The 14388-nt window shown below is 69.7% G+C and carries 12 protein-coding genes, 1 tRNA gene and 1 rRNA gene; 11 read left to right on the top strand and 3 right to left on the bottom strand.

The genetic code is table 11. The annotated features are described in order from the left end of the window. Nucleotides 1–1449 carry a DUF1800 domain-containing protein gene (locus tag AC4H2S_RS15945; RefSeq protein WP_491497959.1) on the bottom strand — a complete coding sequence of 483 codons (1449 nt, stop codon included), beginning with the start codon at nt 1447–1449 and terminating at the stop codon, nt 1–3. Between the two features lie 123 nt (nt 1450–1572). Between AC4H2S_RS15945 and AC4H2S_RS15940 the strand changes: the two genes are divergently transcribed. The 6 genes from AC4H2S_RS15940 to AC4H2S_RS15915 all read left to right on the top strand — a co-directional run bounded on the left by AC4H2S_RS15940 (nt 1573) and on the right by AC4H2S_RS15915 (nt 6586). After that, nucleotides 1573–2529, top strand: a complete 957-nt coding sequence (locus AC4H2S_RS15940) for a GNAT family N-acetyltransferase (RefSeq protein ID WP_491497958.1) — start codon at nt 1573–1575, stop codon at nt 2527–2529. A 246-nt stretch (nt 2530–2775) separates the two neighbouring features. After that, nucleotides 2776–3585, top strand: a complete 810-nt coding sequence (locus AC4H2S_RS15935) for an FRG domain-containing protein (protein ID WP_491497957.1) — start codon at nt 2776–2778, stop codon at nt 3583–3585. Between the two features lie 2 nt (nt 3586–3587). Then, nucleotides 3588–4712, top strand: coding sequence for a GmrSD restriction endonuclease domain-containing protein (locus AC4H2S_RS15930; protein WP_491497956.1), 1125 nt, complete (start codon nt 3588–3590; stop codon nt 4710–4712). A 239-nt stretch (nt 4713–4951) separates the two neighbouring features. After that, nucleotides 4952–5170: a hypothetical protein gene (locus AC4H2S_RS15925; RefSeq protein ID WP_491497955.1), complete on the top strand. Its 219-nt coding sequence runs from the start codon at nt 4952–4954 to the stop codon at nt 5168–5170. 351 nt (nt 5171–5521) lie between these two features. Continuing rightward, nucleotides 5522–5595: transfer RNA gene (locus tag AC4H2S_RS15920), tRNA-Ile, on the top strand. 238 nt (nt 5596–5833) lie between these two features. Continuing rightward, complete coding sequence (locus AC4H2S_RS15915; protein WP_491497954.1) at nt 5834–6586, top strand: Dph6-related ATP pyrophosphatase; 753 nt, start codon at nt 5834–5836, stop codon at nt 6584–6586. Between the two features lie 69 nt (nt 6587–6655). Here the strand turns inward: AC4H2S_RS15915 and AC4H2S_RS15910 are convergent, their stop codons facing one another. Continuing rightward, complete coding sequence (locus AC4H2S_RS15910; RefSeq protein ID WP_491497953.1) at nt 6656–8269, bottom strand: serine/threonine-protein kinase; 1614 nt, start codon at nt 8267–8269, stop codon at nt 6656–6658. Between the two features lie 152 nt (nt 8270–8421). Between AC4H2S_RS15910 and AC4H2S_RS15905 the strand changes: the two genes are divergently transcribed. The 3 genes from AC4H2S_RS15905 to AC4H2S_RS15895 are packed head-to-tail and all read left to right on the top strand — an operon-like array spanning nt 8422 to nt 10985. Further along, nucleotides 8422–9015 (top strand): hypothetical protein, encoded by a 594-nt coding sequence (locus AC4H2S_RS15905; protein ID WP_491497952.1) that lies wholly within the window; start codon nt 8422–8424, stop codon nt 9013–9015. Nucleotides 9016–9036: 21 nt separating this feature from the next. After that, nucleotides 9037–10314 (top strand): sensor histidine kinase, encoded by a 1278-nt coding sequence (locus AC4H2S_RS15900; protein ID WP_491497951.1) that lies wholly within the window; start codon nt 9037–9039, stop codon nt 10312–10314. Next, nucleotides 10311–10985, top strand: coding sequence for a response regulator (locus tag AC4H2S_RS15895; protein ID WP_491497950.1), 675 nt, complete (start codon nt 10311–10313; stop codon nt 10983–10985). The genes AC4H2S_RS15900 and AC4H2S_RS15895 overlap by 4 nt, the downstream gene beginning before the upstream one ends. Here the strand turns inward: AC4H2S_RS15895 and AC4H2S_RS15890 are convergent. Further along, nucleotides 10982–12367, bottom strand: coding sequence for a serine/threonine-protein kinase (locus tag AC4H2S_RS15890; protein WP_491497949.1), 1386 nt, complete (start codon nt 12365–12367; stop codon nt 10982–10984). The genes AC4H2S_RS15895 and AC4H2S_RS15890 overlap by 4 nt on opposite strands. A 73-nt stretch (nt 12368–12440) precedes the next feature. On the opposite strand from AC4H2S_RS15890, the gene tyrS reads away from it, so the two are divergent. Both tyrS and AC4H2S_RS15880 read left to right on the top strand, forming a co-directional pair. Continuing rightward, a complete protein-coding gene (gene tyrS / locus AC4H2S_RS15885) occupies nt 12441–13706 on the top strand; it encodes a tyrosine--tRNA ligase (RefSeq protein ID WP_491497948.1) in 1266 nt (421 codons plus the stop codon). A gap of 609 nt (nt 13707–14315) precedes the next feature. Then, nucleotides 14316–14388: ribosomal RNA gene (locus AC4H2S_RS15880) — 16S ribosomal RNA — on the top strand; the annotation flags it as partial.

Genomic DNA, 14388 nt, shown 5'->3' with positions numbered 1-14388 from the left:
TCAGCACGCCAGGTGGTCGGGGGAGTCGAGGACAGCGGCCAGCAGCCGCGGGAAGCCCCATTCGTAGAGGCCGTGCTCGCGGTCGATCTTCTCCCTGGCCTTGCAGCCGGTGGCCAGGCAGGCGGTCTGGACGAGGCGCGCGGTCGCCGGCCGGTGCAGCAGGTCGCGGCTCACGGCGTCGACGAGGTCCTCGAACCGGATCGGCTTCTTCGCCGGCACCCAGGCCTTCGGCGTGCGGTGGCGCAGGCCCTCGGACGGCCACCAGCCGCCCGCCATCGACCAGTGCATGCTCATCGAGCCGAGCGCACGGGACGGGGACGCCCAGGTCGTGTCGGTGACCGGGGTGCCGTCGGGCCGGGGCCAGGCGTGGGGCGTGAGCCCGAGGCTCCCGGCCTGCCAGAGGATCGCGTTGGCGGCGGAGTCGTTGCGGCGCGGACGCCCGACCTCGACGCCGAGGGCCCGGTAGGTCGCGACGACGTCCTCGCCGGGGTCGCGGAGCTTGTCGCCGGCCGCCTTGCGGAACTCCTTGCTCGCCACGAGGGCGCGGAGCACCGGGACGATCGCGGTGTCGTTGCGCAGGTAGACCTTCGCGAGCCGCCGGACCAGCGCCGGCGGCGGGTCGTCGCGCACGAACTTGGTCGCCAGCCGCGTCGCGACGTGCTGGGCGGTCGACGGGTGGTGGGCGAGGTAGCGGAGGTACTCGCGGGTGACCTCGCGGCCGTCGGCCTTGCGGTTGTCGTGGCGGAAGCCGCGCACCTTGACCCGCCCGGTCCAGTGGTCCTCCTTGACGTAGGACCGCTTCCACGTCTTCCAGAGGTCCACGTGCCAGCCGGTGAGGATCCGCGCGGAGGCCTTGACGTCGTCCTCGTCGTAGTTGCCCGCGCCGAGGGTGTGCAGCTCGAGCAGCTCGCGCCCGAGGTTCTCGTTGGGGGCGCGCTTGGTGGAGGTCGCGGCGGAGAGGAAGATCAGCATCGCCGGATGCGTCGTGGTCTCGAGCAGCATCTGGTCGAAGCGGCCGAGGGCGTTGCGCCGGATCGTGTCGCCGTAGTCGACGCGCCACGTGAAGTGGGCGTCACCGCTCACCGGGACGTGGAGCATCGCCTCCCAGAACTCGGTCATCTTCTCCAGCACCGGGCGCCGCGTGCGGATGCGCCTGAGCAGCAGCCAGCGCCCGTAGTCCTCCATCACCTGCCAGCCGCCGCGGACCTCCTGGACCTGGCGCTTCCACAGGTCGGCGGGCGGGCGGTCGAGGTCGGGCCACCATCGGCGCACGGCGTCGGCCGACCCGTCGGGGAAGGAGCCGGGCCGGGTGAGCTGCTGCTCGAACCAGGCCGACGCCCCTCCTGCGCGCTGGACGTCGCGCGCGAGGGTGGCGTCGACGCCGTAGCCGAAGCGCGTCACGAGGTGGCGCTGCGACGGTGGCAGCAGTGCAGATCGATCCTTGGCCACCGAGGTCCTCCCGTGCCGGAGCCGCTTCCGAGACGGATCACTGTCCCATGCGGAGGGCCCCGTGCGAAGCCGAAACCGCATTCCCGTTTGCGTCACGACAGGCCGGTGCGGTCCGATGCGGCCATGGAGATCGTCGAGCTCGACCCGACCGACCCGGCGGCCAGGGCTGCGTGGCACGACGTCATGGAGCGCGCGGTCCGGGCCGACCGCCCGCACGCGCTGACCACGACGCTGGCGGCGTTCGAGGTGAGCGCCACCTCGCCCACCGTCCACCACGCGCGCACCTGGCTCCAAGCGGTGGAGGGCTCCGAGGTGATCGGCGTCGCCGAGCTCGAGCTGCCGCTGACGGAGAACACCGACGTCGCCTGGGGAGAGGTGCAGGTGCTCCCCGAGCACCGCCGCGCCGGCACCGGGCGCGCGCTCTGGGAGGCGCTGGTGGAGCGGGCCACGGCGGCCGGTCGTACGCGGCTCGGGGGAGAGGCCACGCTGGACGTCACCGCACCCGGTGCGGCCCACGCGTTCGCCGCCGCCGTGGGAGCGGTCGACAAGCACCGCGAGGACCACCTCGTCGCCGACCTCCCCGTGGCCGCGTCGCCGGTCGACCCGGCCTACGACCTCGTCACCTGGAGCGGCCGGTGCCCCGACGAGCACCGGGCGGCCTACCTCGCCATGCGCAACCAGATGAACGCCGACGTTCCCACCGGGGAGCTCGAGCTCGACCCCGAGGTCATCGACGACGAACGGCTGGCGTTGTCGGAGGAGCGGCTCATGCGGGCGTACGACGTCCGCGTGGCCGCGGCCCGCCGCCGATCGGACGGCACGTTCGGTGGCTACTCGTTGCTCTTCGTCCCGCACGGCACCGACTACGGGTGGCAGGACGACACCCTGGTGATGCCGGAGCACCGCGGCCGCCGGCTCGGCGCGGCCCTCAAGGCCGCCAACTACGCCGCCCTGCCGGAGCACGTGCGGCTCGTGCACACCTGGACAGCCCCGTCGAACACCGCGATGCACCGCACCAACACCGCCCTCGGCTTCCGGGTGGTGGAGCACATGTACGAGGTCGAGGCGCGCATCGCCTAGGGTGCGCCCCGAGGGGCGGTAGCTCAGTCGGTCAGAGCAGAGGACTCATAATCCGTTCGACCGCGTTTCAGGCCCTCTGCGACTCAACCCCTGACCTGCGAAGAGGCTCTGACCTGCCCAAACCTTGGGTCAGGAGCGGTCCCTCGCAGGTAATCGTGTTGTCCGATGTTTCGGACCTTTTTCGCGCTCTCGCGCAGTCTGAATCGGGCCTGAGATATCGTCCGCCGCACAATCTAGGGGGAACGAATGGCAGTCGAAGAGGTTCATGTTGAGTCCACGACTCAACTCGTCGCAGCGGTGCTCGCTATCGGCGCATCGCTTGAAGGAGGGCGTCCGCTCTGGCATCGGGGTCACACCTGCAACGGTCACCAGCTGATCGCTTCGCTACCACGGAAGGTCGCAGACAGCGCGAAGCTGTTGGAGCTAGAGAAGCGTCTCATCACGCGGTTTAGGCAACGCAGCTTGCCGTACTGGCCCTCCGGGTTCCCGCAGAACGACTGGGAGCAGCTCTTCGCGATGCAACATCACGGTCTGCCTACGCGTCTGCTCGATTGGAGCGAGAACCTGTTCGTTGGCCTGTACTTCGCCTCGATGGAACACAAGCACTCCGACGAGTCCAGCGAAGAGGTGGCGTGCGCTTCTAACCTCTGGGTGTTCGATCCGATCGGATGGAACCGTCAAGCCAAGCAGCTCGAGGGCTTCCCTGACGTGTCAGTCCTCACCACCGACTCCGAGGATTTGAAGTCCTACGCGCCGCTCTCCAAGGAGGGTGACCTGGCGCGGAGGTATCCCCAGCCACTCGCCATCTATGGCACCTACAACTCCGCGCGCATCACAGCCCAACGTGGGGCGTTCACGGTGACTGGCGATAGCACTGATGACATGGAGGCGTTCGCGAGCGGGCACGCTGCGACCACGCTCTGGAAGTATGTCCTCGACTTTGATCGAGTCCAACTTCGCCGAGACTTGGCGGCCTTGGGGTTCGCCGAAAGCATGATTTTCCCCGATCTTGTCGGAGTCAGTCGCGAGATCGCCGCCCTGGAAGGACTCCTGTGAACATGAACAACACCGAGACGTCTGGCGTGGTCAAGCCGACCTTGGAGTCGGAGCTCGTAGCCGTTCGCCGAACAATCTCGACCGACAGCTACCCGATGAGTATTGGAGAGCTCACAAACCTCTACCGGGACGGGGAGCTAGTAATCCGGCCCGCCTTCCAGCGGCTGTTCCGCTGGGAGGACGACCAGAAGTCACTCCTGATCGAGAGCATTCTGCTTGGGATTCCTCTCCCTTCAATCTTTGTCTCTCAAGACCAAGATGGGAAGTGGGAGCTGATCGATGGACTGCAACGCATCTCGACCATCTTGCAACTGCAAGGTCTGCTCGACGCAGCTGAGTTCCCAGCGTTGCAGCTAAACGCGACAAAGTACCTGAAGCACTTGGAAGGAAAGACTTGGGACGGCGAGGAGGCCGCGGCGCTGACCGCTGCGCAGAAACTTGACATCAAGCGCGCGAAGATCGACGTCAAGATCGTCAAGCGAGAGTCGAGCGAGGAGACGAAGTACGACCTGTTCCAGCGTCTCAACAGCTTCGGCTCTCCGCTCTCGGCGCAGGAGATCCGGAACGCCGTGCTTGTAGGCGTCAACCCCAACTTCGTCGAGTGGCTTCAAGGCTTGGCTAAGCGCGACTCGTTCGTCGAGACCACCAGCCTCCCTGACAAGGACGTCGCGGCCAAGTACGACGAAGACCTTGTGCTCCGATTCCTCTGGCTACACAACAAGGAAGTCGTGTCGACCTCCTCACTCAGCCAGTTCCAGTCGAAGCTCGAGACACACGCCCTTGAGATGGCCACGAACCACGAAGCGGGGAAGGACGAGCTAGAGCGGGTGTTTTGCGAGTCGTTCGATCGACTCGCGGATGCCGGTAGTGACCGGATCTTCAGGAAGTGGAACGGAGCAAAAGAGAAGTTCTTCGGTGGGTTCCTCAACACTGCATACGAGGTGCTCGCAATGGGGTTGGGCTACCACATCGCGAACGGATCGGCCGCTCGAGACGACTTGCTCGTTGCTGCCCAAGAGCTGTGGACGCAGCCCGACATGACAACTCGTTTCGCTACGGGCAAGGCTACGGAGCAACGCCTAGCCTTAATGCTGCCTAAGGGCCGCGAGCTTCTGGCCAAGCCGTGACGCAGCGATGGAGCGGCGTTTTTCGGCGTACCGGCTTCGGCTTGTCCACGAAGAAGTTCGGCCGAGCGGTAATCGTGCGGGGATAGGCCCGAGCTAGCCTGGAAGATGCCGTGCGGCCGAGGACGCGACGCTGGTTGAGGAGCAGTCGAGTCGCTCGACTGTGGACGCGGCGAAGCACCTGGCCGCCGCCGGGATCAAGCCCCCGACCGGTGCCGTGAGGTTCGTCGTACGACAACGCCATGCCCGCGTCGGTGATCGGGCTCTACAAGACCGAGCTGGTCAAGCCACGTCGGCCGGGGGAGGGCTTCGACGACCTCGAGATCGCCACCGCCGAGCGGATCGACTGGTTCAATCCCCGCCGACCGGTCGAGCACTGCGACGACCTCACACCCGTCGATGCCGAACGGGCTCACGACGCTCACCACCAAACCCCAGCAATCGCCGGGGTCTCAAACTAGAAATGTCTCCGGACGCGCCAGCGCGGTTCAGAGAGGGCTGCTGGAGTCGCTACGCAGGCTGCGGGCGACATGGTGCGGCGTCACGATCTGCGGCACATATGCGCGTCTCTTCACCAATTAGGGGACGCCGCGAAGGCGCTGAGCGACATGCTTGGTCACGCCTCGGTGAGCATCACCTCGGACGCTACGGGCACCTCTATCCGGGAGACGCTCACACCTACGTCGATCGGCTCGGAGAGGGGGCGCTACAGTCTCGTGCGGTCTGGTTGCGGTCTGTGAGCTCCGCGAGAGTGGTCGAACGACCCCTGTGGCGGGCGAATAATGCCTCTGACCTGCAAGAACAGACATGCGGGGGCGGTAGCTCAGTCGGTCAGAGCAGAGGACTCATAATCCTTGGGTCGTGGGTTCGAGCCCCACCCGCCCTACGGCGAAATGTGTAGTGCCTCGCCTGATGGGTGACGCTCCGGGTCTTCGGCTGATGCGTTACACATCATCGGGTGATGGGTGAGGGCTACGCCGGTGTGATGACGACACCCCCTTTGATGAGGGCGTTGAAGGTGATCGAGCAGCGGTATCAGGCCGGGGTGGCGGTGGTCCGTAACGGTGAGAAGATCTTGACCGCGGCCGCCCAGCAGCCCCACCCGCCCTACGGCGAAGCATGCTGTGGTGTCGGGTCAGCCACTAGGTTGTCGGCCCGTGAGGACGGTTGCCTTCCAGTGGAGCGGCGGCAAGGACTCTGTGCTCGGCCTGAGCAGGTTGCTCGGCCGCGGGGACCTCCGGGTGGATCGACTGGTGACCACGACGGACACCAGGGACTCCGAGTCGACTGTGCATGAGATCCCTGTCGAGCTGCTTGCCGCCCAGGCTCGGTGCGTGGGGCTGCCGCTGCAGACCATCCCCATGCCGGGGGAGGACCTGGACGGGTACGCCGGGGTGATGCGCGCCGCTGTGGCGACCATGCGAGGAGAGGGCGTCGACGCGATGGCGTTCGGTGACCTCGACTGCTCCGGAGGCCGTGCCCACCGTGAGGAGCTGTTCGGGCCCCTGGGCATGGACGTGGTGGAGCCGCTGGAGGGGATGAGCTCACGCGAGTGCGTGGACGCGTTCCTCGACTCCGGTCACCGAGCGGTGACGGTGGTCGTCGATGCCAGCGTCCTCGGTCCCTCCCATGTCGGCGTCCCTCTGGACCGGGATTTCGTCGATCGCCTGCCGGAAGGCCCCGACCCGTGTGGGGAGCTCGGGGAGTACCACTCCTTCGTCCACGACGGGCCGCTGTTCTCGTCGCCTGTCAGCTTCACGTTGTCGCCGGTGCGCTCCGTGCAGCGCTCGATCGGCACCACACAGGGGATCGCCGACTTCGCCTACTGGGTCTCGACCCCGCAGCCTCGGTCCGGGGCGTCCGACGGCATCGCGTGAGAAGCATCCGGCGGTCGTGGACGCGCCCGTTTCCGACGCACGAGAAGCCCCGCGGCCGAGTGGACGCGCTCAGCCCTCCCCGGCGATGAGGAACCCGTCGCCCTGCCGCTCGAGCTGCAACCGGCCCTGCTCGGTCGTCTCGCGGCCGTCGGTGGTGACGAAGTCGATCGTGTAGGACGCCGTGAGGGTCTGCGGATCCACGCGGATCGCGCGAGGAGTCGCCGACTCGATCGTGCTCCAGAACCCCGTGTAGCTCCCGAGGCCGTCGCTCGCGGCCTGGAACTGCGGCGTCAGCAGCTCGAACGTCGACTCGGGGTCGGAGGTGACGCGCGAGAAGTAGTCGCGGACGAACGCCCGCGCGGCGGCCGGCGTCGACCCGGACGCGCCGGGGTCGGTGGTCGTCTCCTCGGACGGGCTCTCGGTCGGCTCGGAGGTGGGCTCGGAGGTGGGCTCGGACGCCGAGCCCGACGGCTCCTCCGAGGTCGGGTCGGCCGAGGCGCTCGGCCCGTCGTCGCTGCCGGTGGCTCCGGACGGCTCGTCGTCGCGCGGCCACAGCAGCCACGCGCCGAGGCCCGCCACCAGCACCAGGGCGAGTGCCGCCGCCAGCCAGCCGGCCGGCCGCCCCCGCGAGCCGGCGGAGGCCGGGGCCGGAGCAGGCGCGGGCGTCGGTGCGGGGGTGCGCGGGGAGTCGGGCGTCGACCGCTGGGGCGGTGCCGATGCGGCGGCCGCAGGCGCCGGCGTGGCCCGGGTGGTCGCGGAGGCCGACGTGGTGGCGTCCCGGGGGGATCCCGGGCCCGATGGCCCTGTCGCAGCCGCCATCGCGACGGTCGCCTCCGGGTCGGGCTGCTCGGCGGCGGGGACCGGCACCGCGGGCAGCGGGGCGGTGCTCGCCTCGCCACGCGCGATCCGTCGCAGGTCGTCGCGCACCCGCGCCACGGGCCAGCGCTGCGCGGGGTCCTTGACCATCATCACCGAGAGCAGTCCCGCGACGGGGTGGTCGGCGGGCAGCCGCGGCGGGTCGTCGTTCACGATCCGGTAGAGGCCACCGAGGACGTTGTCGCCCACGTCGTAGGGCGGCCTCCCGACGACGGCGTGGTAGAGCGTCGCGCCGAGCGACCAGACGTCGCTGGCCTCGCTGGCCGGCTGCCCCGACGCGACCTCGGGGGCGATGTAGGCGGGCGATCCCGTGATCAGCCCGGTCTGCGTCAGCGCGGTGTCGCTCGAGGACCGTGCGATGCCGAAGTCACCGAGCTTCGCCTGGTCGGCGCCGTTGACGATGATGTTGCTCGGCTTGACGTCGCGGTGCACGATCCCGGCGGACCCGGCCTCCAGGAGCGCATCGGCGGCCTGGGCGAGGATCGCGGCGGCGCGGCGGTCCGGGAGCGGGCCCTCGCTGGCGACCAGCTCCGACAGCGTGCGTCCGTCGACGTGCTCCATCACCAGCCAGTAGCAGTCCTCGTCCTTGACCAGGTCGAAGATCGACACGACGTGGGGATGGTTGATCCCGGCTGCCAGGCGCGCCTCGCGCTGGGCACGCACGACATCGTCGTCGGTCGTGCCGGGCAGCAGGCCGATGCGCTTCACCGCGACCGGGCGGTCGAGCAGCTCGTCGTGCGCGAGGTGGACCACACCCGCGCCACCGCGGCCGATCTCCCTCTCCAGGCGATACCTGCCTGCGATCACGTCAACCCCTTCCGTGGCTGACGTCCAAGGCTAACGAGCAGGCCGCGCACGTCCTCACCCGTGGGGACCAGTCGGGGTACTAGCACCATCGGCCATCTCGCCGGCAGCCTGACGGTCGCGAAGGCTGGGTCCCACCTACTGAGGAGGACCCCATGACCCACATCCCGACCACCGGCACCAACAGCACTGCTTCCACCCGTTCCGTCATCGCCACCTCGATCAGCCACCTCGCCCGCTCGCTCGCCGTGGTCGTCGCCCTGGCCGGCCTGTCGCTCGGCGCCTTCGGAGCGATCGGGGCCAACGCTGCCCAGGCCGACCAGCCCGCGTCGTCGCGCAGCGGGGGCGGCGACGGACCGGGCGACGACGGCCACAGCGGTCACGGCTCCGGCGACAACGACGACCACGACGGCAGCGGCAGCGGGAGCGGCCACAGCGGCGGCCGCGACGACGACCGGGTGATCCGCACCGGTCGGTGCAGCGGCGGCGCCGACTGGAAGCTGAAGGTCAAGACCGACGACGGCCGGCTCGAGGTCGAGGGCGAGATCGACAGCAACGTCGGTGCCCAGCGCTGGGACTGGACGCTGAGCCACAACGGCTCGGTCACCGACAGCGGTGTGGGCATCACCACCGCCCGCAGCGGCTCGTTCGAGGTCGAGCGCAAGGTCGTCGACCTCGCCGGCACCGACACCTTCGTGTTCGAAGCCGTCCGTGACGGCCAGGTGTGCCGAGGTGTGGTCAACTACTGACCTCATCGGAGGTACGCCCGCATGCGCTGGTTGACGAGTCCCGTGGTGCAGTTCCTGGCCGCGGGATTCGCCACGCTCGTGGTCGTCGTCGTCGCGACCAGCGCCCTGAGCCGCTCGGCCGCCGACGAGGAGGCCGTCGCCGACGCCCGGTCGCTGACCCGCGTGCTCGCCGCGTCCGTGGCCGAGCCGGCGATCCCGCCGGGGCTGCGCGACGGCGACGCCGCCGCCATCGACCGGATGGACCGCACGGCGCTGGACCGGCTGCTCGTCGACGACGTGCTGCGGATCAAGCTGTGGGACGCCGACGGGAGGGTGGTCTACAGCGACCGCACCGAGCTGATCGGCACGGTCTACCCGCTCGGCGACGACGAGCTCGAGGTGCTGCGCGAGGGCGGCACCGATGCCGAGCTCTCCGACCTCTCCCGCCCCGAGAACCGCTACGAGCGCGACCTCGGCGGCGACCTGCTCGAGGTCTACACCCGCGTCCGGTCGCCCGAGGGCGACCCGCTGCTCTTCGAGGCCTACCTCGGCGTCGACGACATCCGGGCCAGCCGCGCGCAGATCCTCGACCGCTTCCTGCCGATCACCATCGGCGCACTCGTCGCCCTGGTGGCGCTCGGCACCCCGCTGGTCCTGCTGCTGTCGCGGCGCCTCTCGCGCGCGGCGCGCGAGCGCGAGCGCCTCCTCGAGGCGGCCGTACGCGCCTCCGACGCCGAGCGGCTGCGCATCGCCCGCGACCTGCACGACGGCGTCGTCCAGGACCTCTCCGGGTCGTCGATGGCGCTCTCGGCGCTGGCCGCGCGATCCGACGAGCCGCACCGGCGCGAGCTCGAGGACGTCGGCCGGTCGCTGCGGGTCAGCATGCGCTCGCTGCGCTCCCTGTTGGTCGACATCTACCCGCCCGACCTGCACACCGCGGGCCTGGCCGCGTCGATCGACGACCTGGTCGCCCCGCTCGCCGCGTCCGGCACCCGGGTGGACGTCGACGTGAGCGGCACCGACGGCGCACCGCGCTCGGCGCTCGCCCTGGTGTGGCGGGTGGCGCAGGAGTGCGTGCGCAACGTCGCCAGGCACGCCCACGCCGGTCGGATGTCGCTCACCGTGCGCAGGGAGGACGACCACCTGGTCCTGGAGGTGCTCGACGACGGCGTCGGGTTCGACCCGGGCGCCGGCGGCGACGGCGACCGCTTCGGCCTGCGGGCGGCCGAGAGCCTCGTGCGCGAGCACGGCGGCGCCTGGGAGGTGGAGTCGGCTCCCGGCTCGGGGACGATGGTGCGCGTGGAGGTGCCGGTCGGATGATCCGTGTGGTGGTGGCCGACGACCACGCCGTCGTGCGCCGCGGCCTGGCCGGCCTGATCGAGTCGTGCGACGACCTCGAGGTCGTCGGCGTGGCCAGGGACGGCCACGAGGCGATCGAGCAGGTGCGCGCGCACGGCCCGGACGTGGTGGTGATGGACCTGCAGATGCCCGTCCTCGACGGTGTCGAGGCGACCCGCGCCATCGTCGGCGGGGGCGGGGGCACCGAGGTCCTGGTGCTGACGTCGTTCTCCGACCACGCCCGCATCGACGCGGCGATCGGGGCCGGTGCCGTGGGCTACCTGCTCAAGGACACCGAGCCGGACGTCCTCCTCGACGGCATCCGAGCGGTGGCCCGCGGGGAGTCCCCGCTCGACCCTCGCGCCGCGAGGCGCGTGCTGTCGCGCCACGCGGCGGCCGGCGGTGCTGGTGGCCAGGGCGGCGCCGGGGCGGGGCTCTCCCCGCGCGAGTCGGAGGTGCTGCGCCTCGTGGTCGAGGGGCTGCTCAACAAGCAGATCGCCCAACGCCTCGGCATCACCGAGCGCACGGTCAAGGCCCACCTCACCTCGGCCTACCAGCGCATCGGGGTGGCCGACCGGACCCAGGCAGCCCTGTGGGCGCAGCGCCACGACCTCGGCGGGCCGTCGACCCCGACCGTCCCCTCGGCCCCCTAGCCCTCGCCGGCGATGAGCAGGCGGTCGTCGCGCCGCTCGAGCTGGAGCCGTACGCGCTGGGTGCTGCGCTCGCCGGACTTCATCACGTAGTCGACGGTGTAGCCGACCGTGAGGTCGGAGGGGTCACTGGTGACCTCGACCAGCGAGGTGGAGCGCACCTGGCCCCACCACCCCATGTAGCCCTTGAAGCCGCCGCTGGTGTCCTGGAACTCCGGCGTGAGCTGGTCGAAGGCCGCCCGGGGGTCGCTGGTCACGGTGGAGAGGTAGGAGCCGATGAAGGCGTCCATCTGCTCGCGGGTGTCCTCCGCGGTGGCCGGGGGAGCGCTGCTGGCCGGGGTCTGCGAGGCCTCCGCCGAGGTGGGCTGCCGCTCCTCGGGGAGTGCCTCGGGCGTGCCGCGTCCGGCCCAGACGTACGCCGCCGCGATCGCGGCGACCGCCAGGACGGCCGCGGCCACCGGCCACCCCCAGCGGCCGGCGCGCCGGCGCGGTGGCGCACCGGCGGCGGTGGCCGGCTCGCGCAGGGTCGGCAGCTCGCCGGTGCGCTCGGGGCCCGCCGTGGTCGTCGCGACCGGCACCGGGACGACGGTGGAGGCCTGTCCGCGCGCGACGCGGGCCAGCTCGTCACGCACCCGCGGCATCGGCCAGCGGGCGTCGGGGTCCCGGTTCATCATCACCGTGAGCAGGCCGGCCAGCGGGTGGTCATCGGGCAGCCGCGGCGGGTCCTCGTGCACGATCTTGTAGAGCGCGCCGATGAGGTTGTCGCCGACGTCGTAGGGAGGCGTGCCGGTCACGGCGTGGTAGAGCGTCGCGCCCAGCGACCACACGTCGCTCGCGGGGGTGGCCGACGCCCCGGAGGCCACCTCGGGAGCCAGGTAGGCGGGGGAGCCGGTGACCAGCCCGGTCTGGGTGAGCGAGTGGTCGTCCTCCGACCTCGCGATCCCGAAGTCGTTGAGCTTGGCCGACCCGCCGGAGATCATGATGTTGCTCGGCTTGACGTCGCGGTGGACGATGCCGTGCGCGTGGGCCTCGACGAGCGCGTCGGCGGTCTGCGCGAGCAGGGCGGCGGCCTCCTCGGCGGCCAGCGGTCCGGACGTCGCCACGCGCTCGCTCAGCGTCTCGCCGTCGACGTACTCCATGACCAGCCAGCGCACGTCCTGGTCGTCGACGAGGTCGAAGACCGAGACGACGTGCGGGTGGTTGAGCGCCGCGGCGAGGCGCGCCTCGCGCTCGGCACGCTCGAGCCCGGCGCTGTCGGAGCCCGGGATCACACCGATCCGCTTGATCGCCACCAGCCGGCCCAGCACCTCGTCGCGGGCCAGGTGCACCGTGCCGGAGCCGCCGCGGCCGATCTGCCTGTCGAGCCTGTACCTGCCTGCGATCACGTGCCGTCCCTCCTGCGTCGTCGCCCTAGGCTAGTGCCCGCACCCGAGTCCGCCCGAGCAGAAGGAATCCCCCGTGACGACCCCCAATGTCCTCGACGAGCTGGAGTGGCGCGGCCTCGTCGCCCACTCCACCGACCGCGACGCGCTCCGCGCCGCGCTGGGCGAGGGGAGCATCAGGTTCTACGTGGGCTTCGACCCCACAGCCCCCAGCCTCCACATGGGCAACCTGGTCCAGCTGGTCACCGCGCGGCGCCTCCAGGACGCCGGCCACACGCCCTACATCCTGGTCGGCGGGGCCACCGGGATGATCGGTGACCCGCGCGACTCCGGCGAGCGCACCCTCAACTCCCTCGACACGGTGAAGGAGTGGACGGAGCGGGTGCGCCGGCAGGTCTCGCGCTTCGTCAGCTTCGAGGGCGACAACGCCGCCACCACGGTCAACAACTACGACTGGACCGCGTCTCTGTCGACCATCGACTTCCTGCGCGACATCGGCAAGCACTTCCCGGTCAACCGGATGCTCGCCCGTGACACCGTGCGGCGCCGGCTCGAGTCGGGCATCAGCTACACCGAGTTCTCCTACGTCCTGCTCCAGTCGATGGACTACCTCAACCTCTTCCGCGAGCACGGTGTGCGCCTGCAGTTCGGGGGCTCGGACCAGTGGGGCAACATCACCGGGGGAGCCGACCTGGTCCGCCGGGTCACGGGGGAGAACGCGTACGGCTTCGCGACGCCGCTCATCACCAAGACCGACGGCACCAAGTACGGCAAGACCGAGGGCGGTGCCCTGTGGCTCGACCCCGAGATGCTCTCCCCCTACGCCTTCCACCAGTTCTGGCTCAACGTCGAGGACGAGAAGGTCGGTGAGCTGCTGCGCATCTTCACCTTCCTCTCCCGCGAGGAGATCGAGGACCTCGAGCAGCAGACGGCCGACAAGCCGTTCCTGCGCGCGGGCCAGAAGCGGCTCGCCGACGAGGTCACCGCGCTGGTGCACTCCGAGGAGGAGGTCGAGCACGCCAAGGCGGCCGCCGCGGCGCTGTTCGGCGGGGGAGACCTCGCCGGCATCAAGCCCGACACCCTCGCGGCCGCGCTGCGCGAGGCAGGTGGCACGCGGATCCCGGCCGGCGACCTGCTCGGCATCCTCGACCTGCTCGTGGCCGCCGGCCTCGCCAAGAGCAAGGGGGAGGCCCGTCGCACCGTCGCCGAGGGCGGCGCCTACCTCAACAACGTCCGCGTGGAGGACCCCGAGCTCCGGCCGACGAAGGACGACCTGGTCGCCGGATCCTGGCTGGTGCTCAGGCGCGGCAAGAAGAAGTTCGCCGGCGTCGAGGTGTCCTGAGGACGCGGTGGGCGGGTGCTCGCGGGGCCCGTCCCACCGGCCCCGGAACGCCGCTCCCACCCGCCCCAGTGGCCCCAACAGGCCTCTGACCTGCACAAACGCAGGTGTGCGCGCGGTCACACCGTTTCGATTTGCGCGATCCGGGCGGAATGAATAATGTTCTCTTTGTCGCCAGGGAGCGGCGGGGAGCAAGACCGGTCAGGTCGGGCTCCCGGCCCCGGGCAGGACAACCTGAAGCGGTCATCGGTCACGGTGACACCACCGGGTCAGAGCGAAACAGTCGAGGATTTGCTTCGACAGATTGTCGCTCGCTAAGTTTGACCAGTTGCCTCACGCAACCGAGATCCTCACCGGATCGCGATGTGGGTGCGTCTGATTTTTGAGAACTCAACAGTGTGTTTGATTAGTCGACGAATTAGTTTGTTTTGCCCCGTTGACGTCATGTTCTGGCTTGCGCTCCTTTGGGGTGTGGGTTGGGTGTGGTGTCGCGGTTTCTTTGACGATGATTCTGACAACATGTCAGTTTCGTTTTTTGTCATGGATGTGGCTCTTATTGATTGTCGTGTCTGTGTCTGCTGCCTTTGGGTGGTGGGTGTGGGTGCGTGTTTTTCGATGGAGAGTTTGATCCTGGCTCAGGACGAACGCTGGCGGCGTGCTTAACACATGCAAGTCGAGCGGAAAG

Source organism: Nocardioides sp. Z13_37, from assembly GCF_058355585.1.
The sequence above is the reverse complement of the archived record's forward strand: the minus strand, read 5'-3'. Positions and strand labels throughout refer to the sequence as shown.

Excerpts from the sequence above, each read along its gene's own strand:
- AC4H2S_RS15925 (WP_491497955.1), top strand. The coding sequence starts at position 4,952 with ATGCCCGCGTCGGTGATCGGGCTCTACAAGACCGAGCTGGTCAAGCCA.
- AC4H2S_RS15895 (WP_491497950.1), top strand. The coding sequence starts at position 10,311 with ATGATCCGTGTGGTGGTGGCCGACGACCACGCCGTCGTGCGCCGCGGC.
- AC4H2S_RS15940 (WP_491497958.1), top strand. The coding sequence starts at position 1,573 with ATGGAGATCGTCGAGCTCGACCCGACCGACCCGGCGGCCAGGGCTGCG.
- AC4H2S_RS15930 (WP_491497956.1), top strand. The coding sequence starts at position 3,588 with ATGAACAACACCGAGACGTCTGGCGTGGTCAAGCCGACCTTGGAGTCG.
- AC4H2S_RS15905 (WP_491497952.1), top strand. The coding sequence starts at position 8,422 with ATGACCCACATCCCGACCACCGGCACCAACAGCACTGCTTCCACCCGT.
- AC4H2S_RS15935 (WP_491497957.1), top strand. The coding sequence starts at position 2,776 with ATGGCAGTCGAAGAGGTTCATGTTGAGTCCACGACTCAACTCGTCGCA.
- AC4H2S_RS15900 (WP_491497951.1), top strand. The coding sequence starts at position 9,037 with ATGCGCTGGTTGACGAGTCCCGTGGTGCAGTTCCTGGCCGCGGGATTC.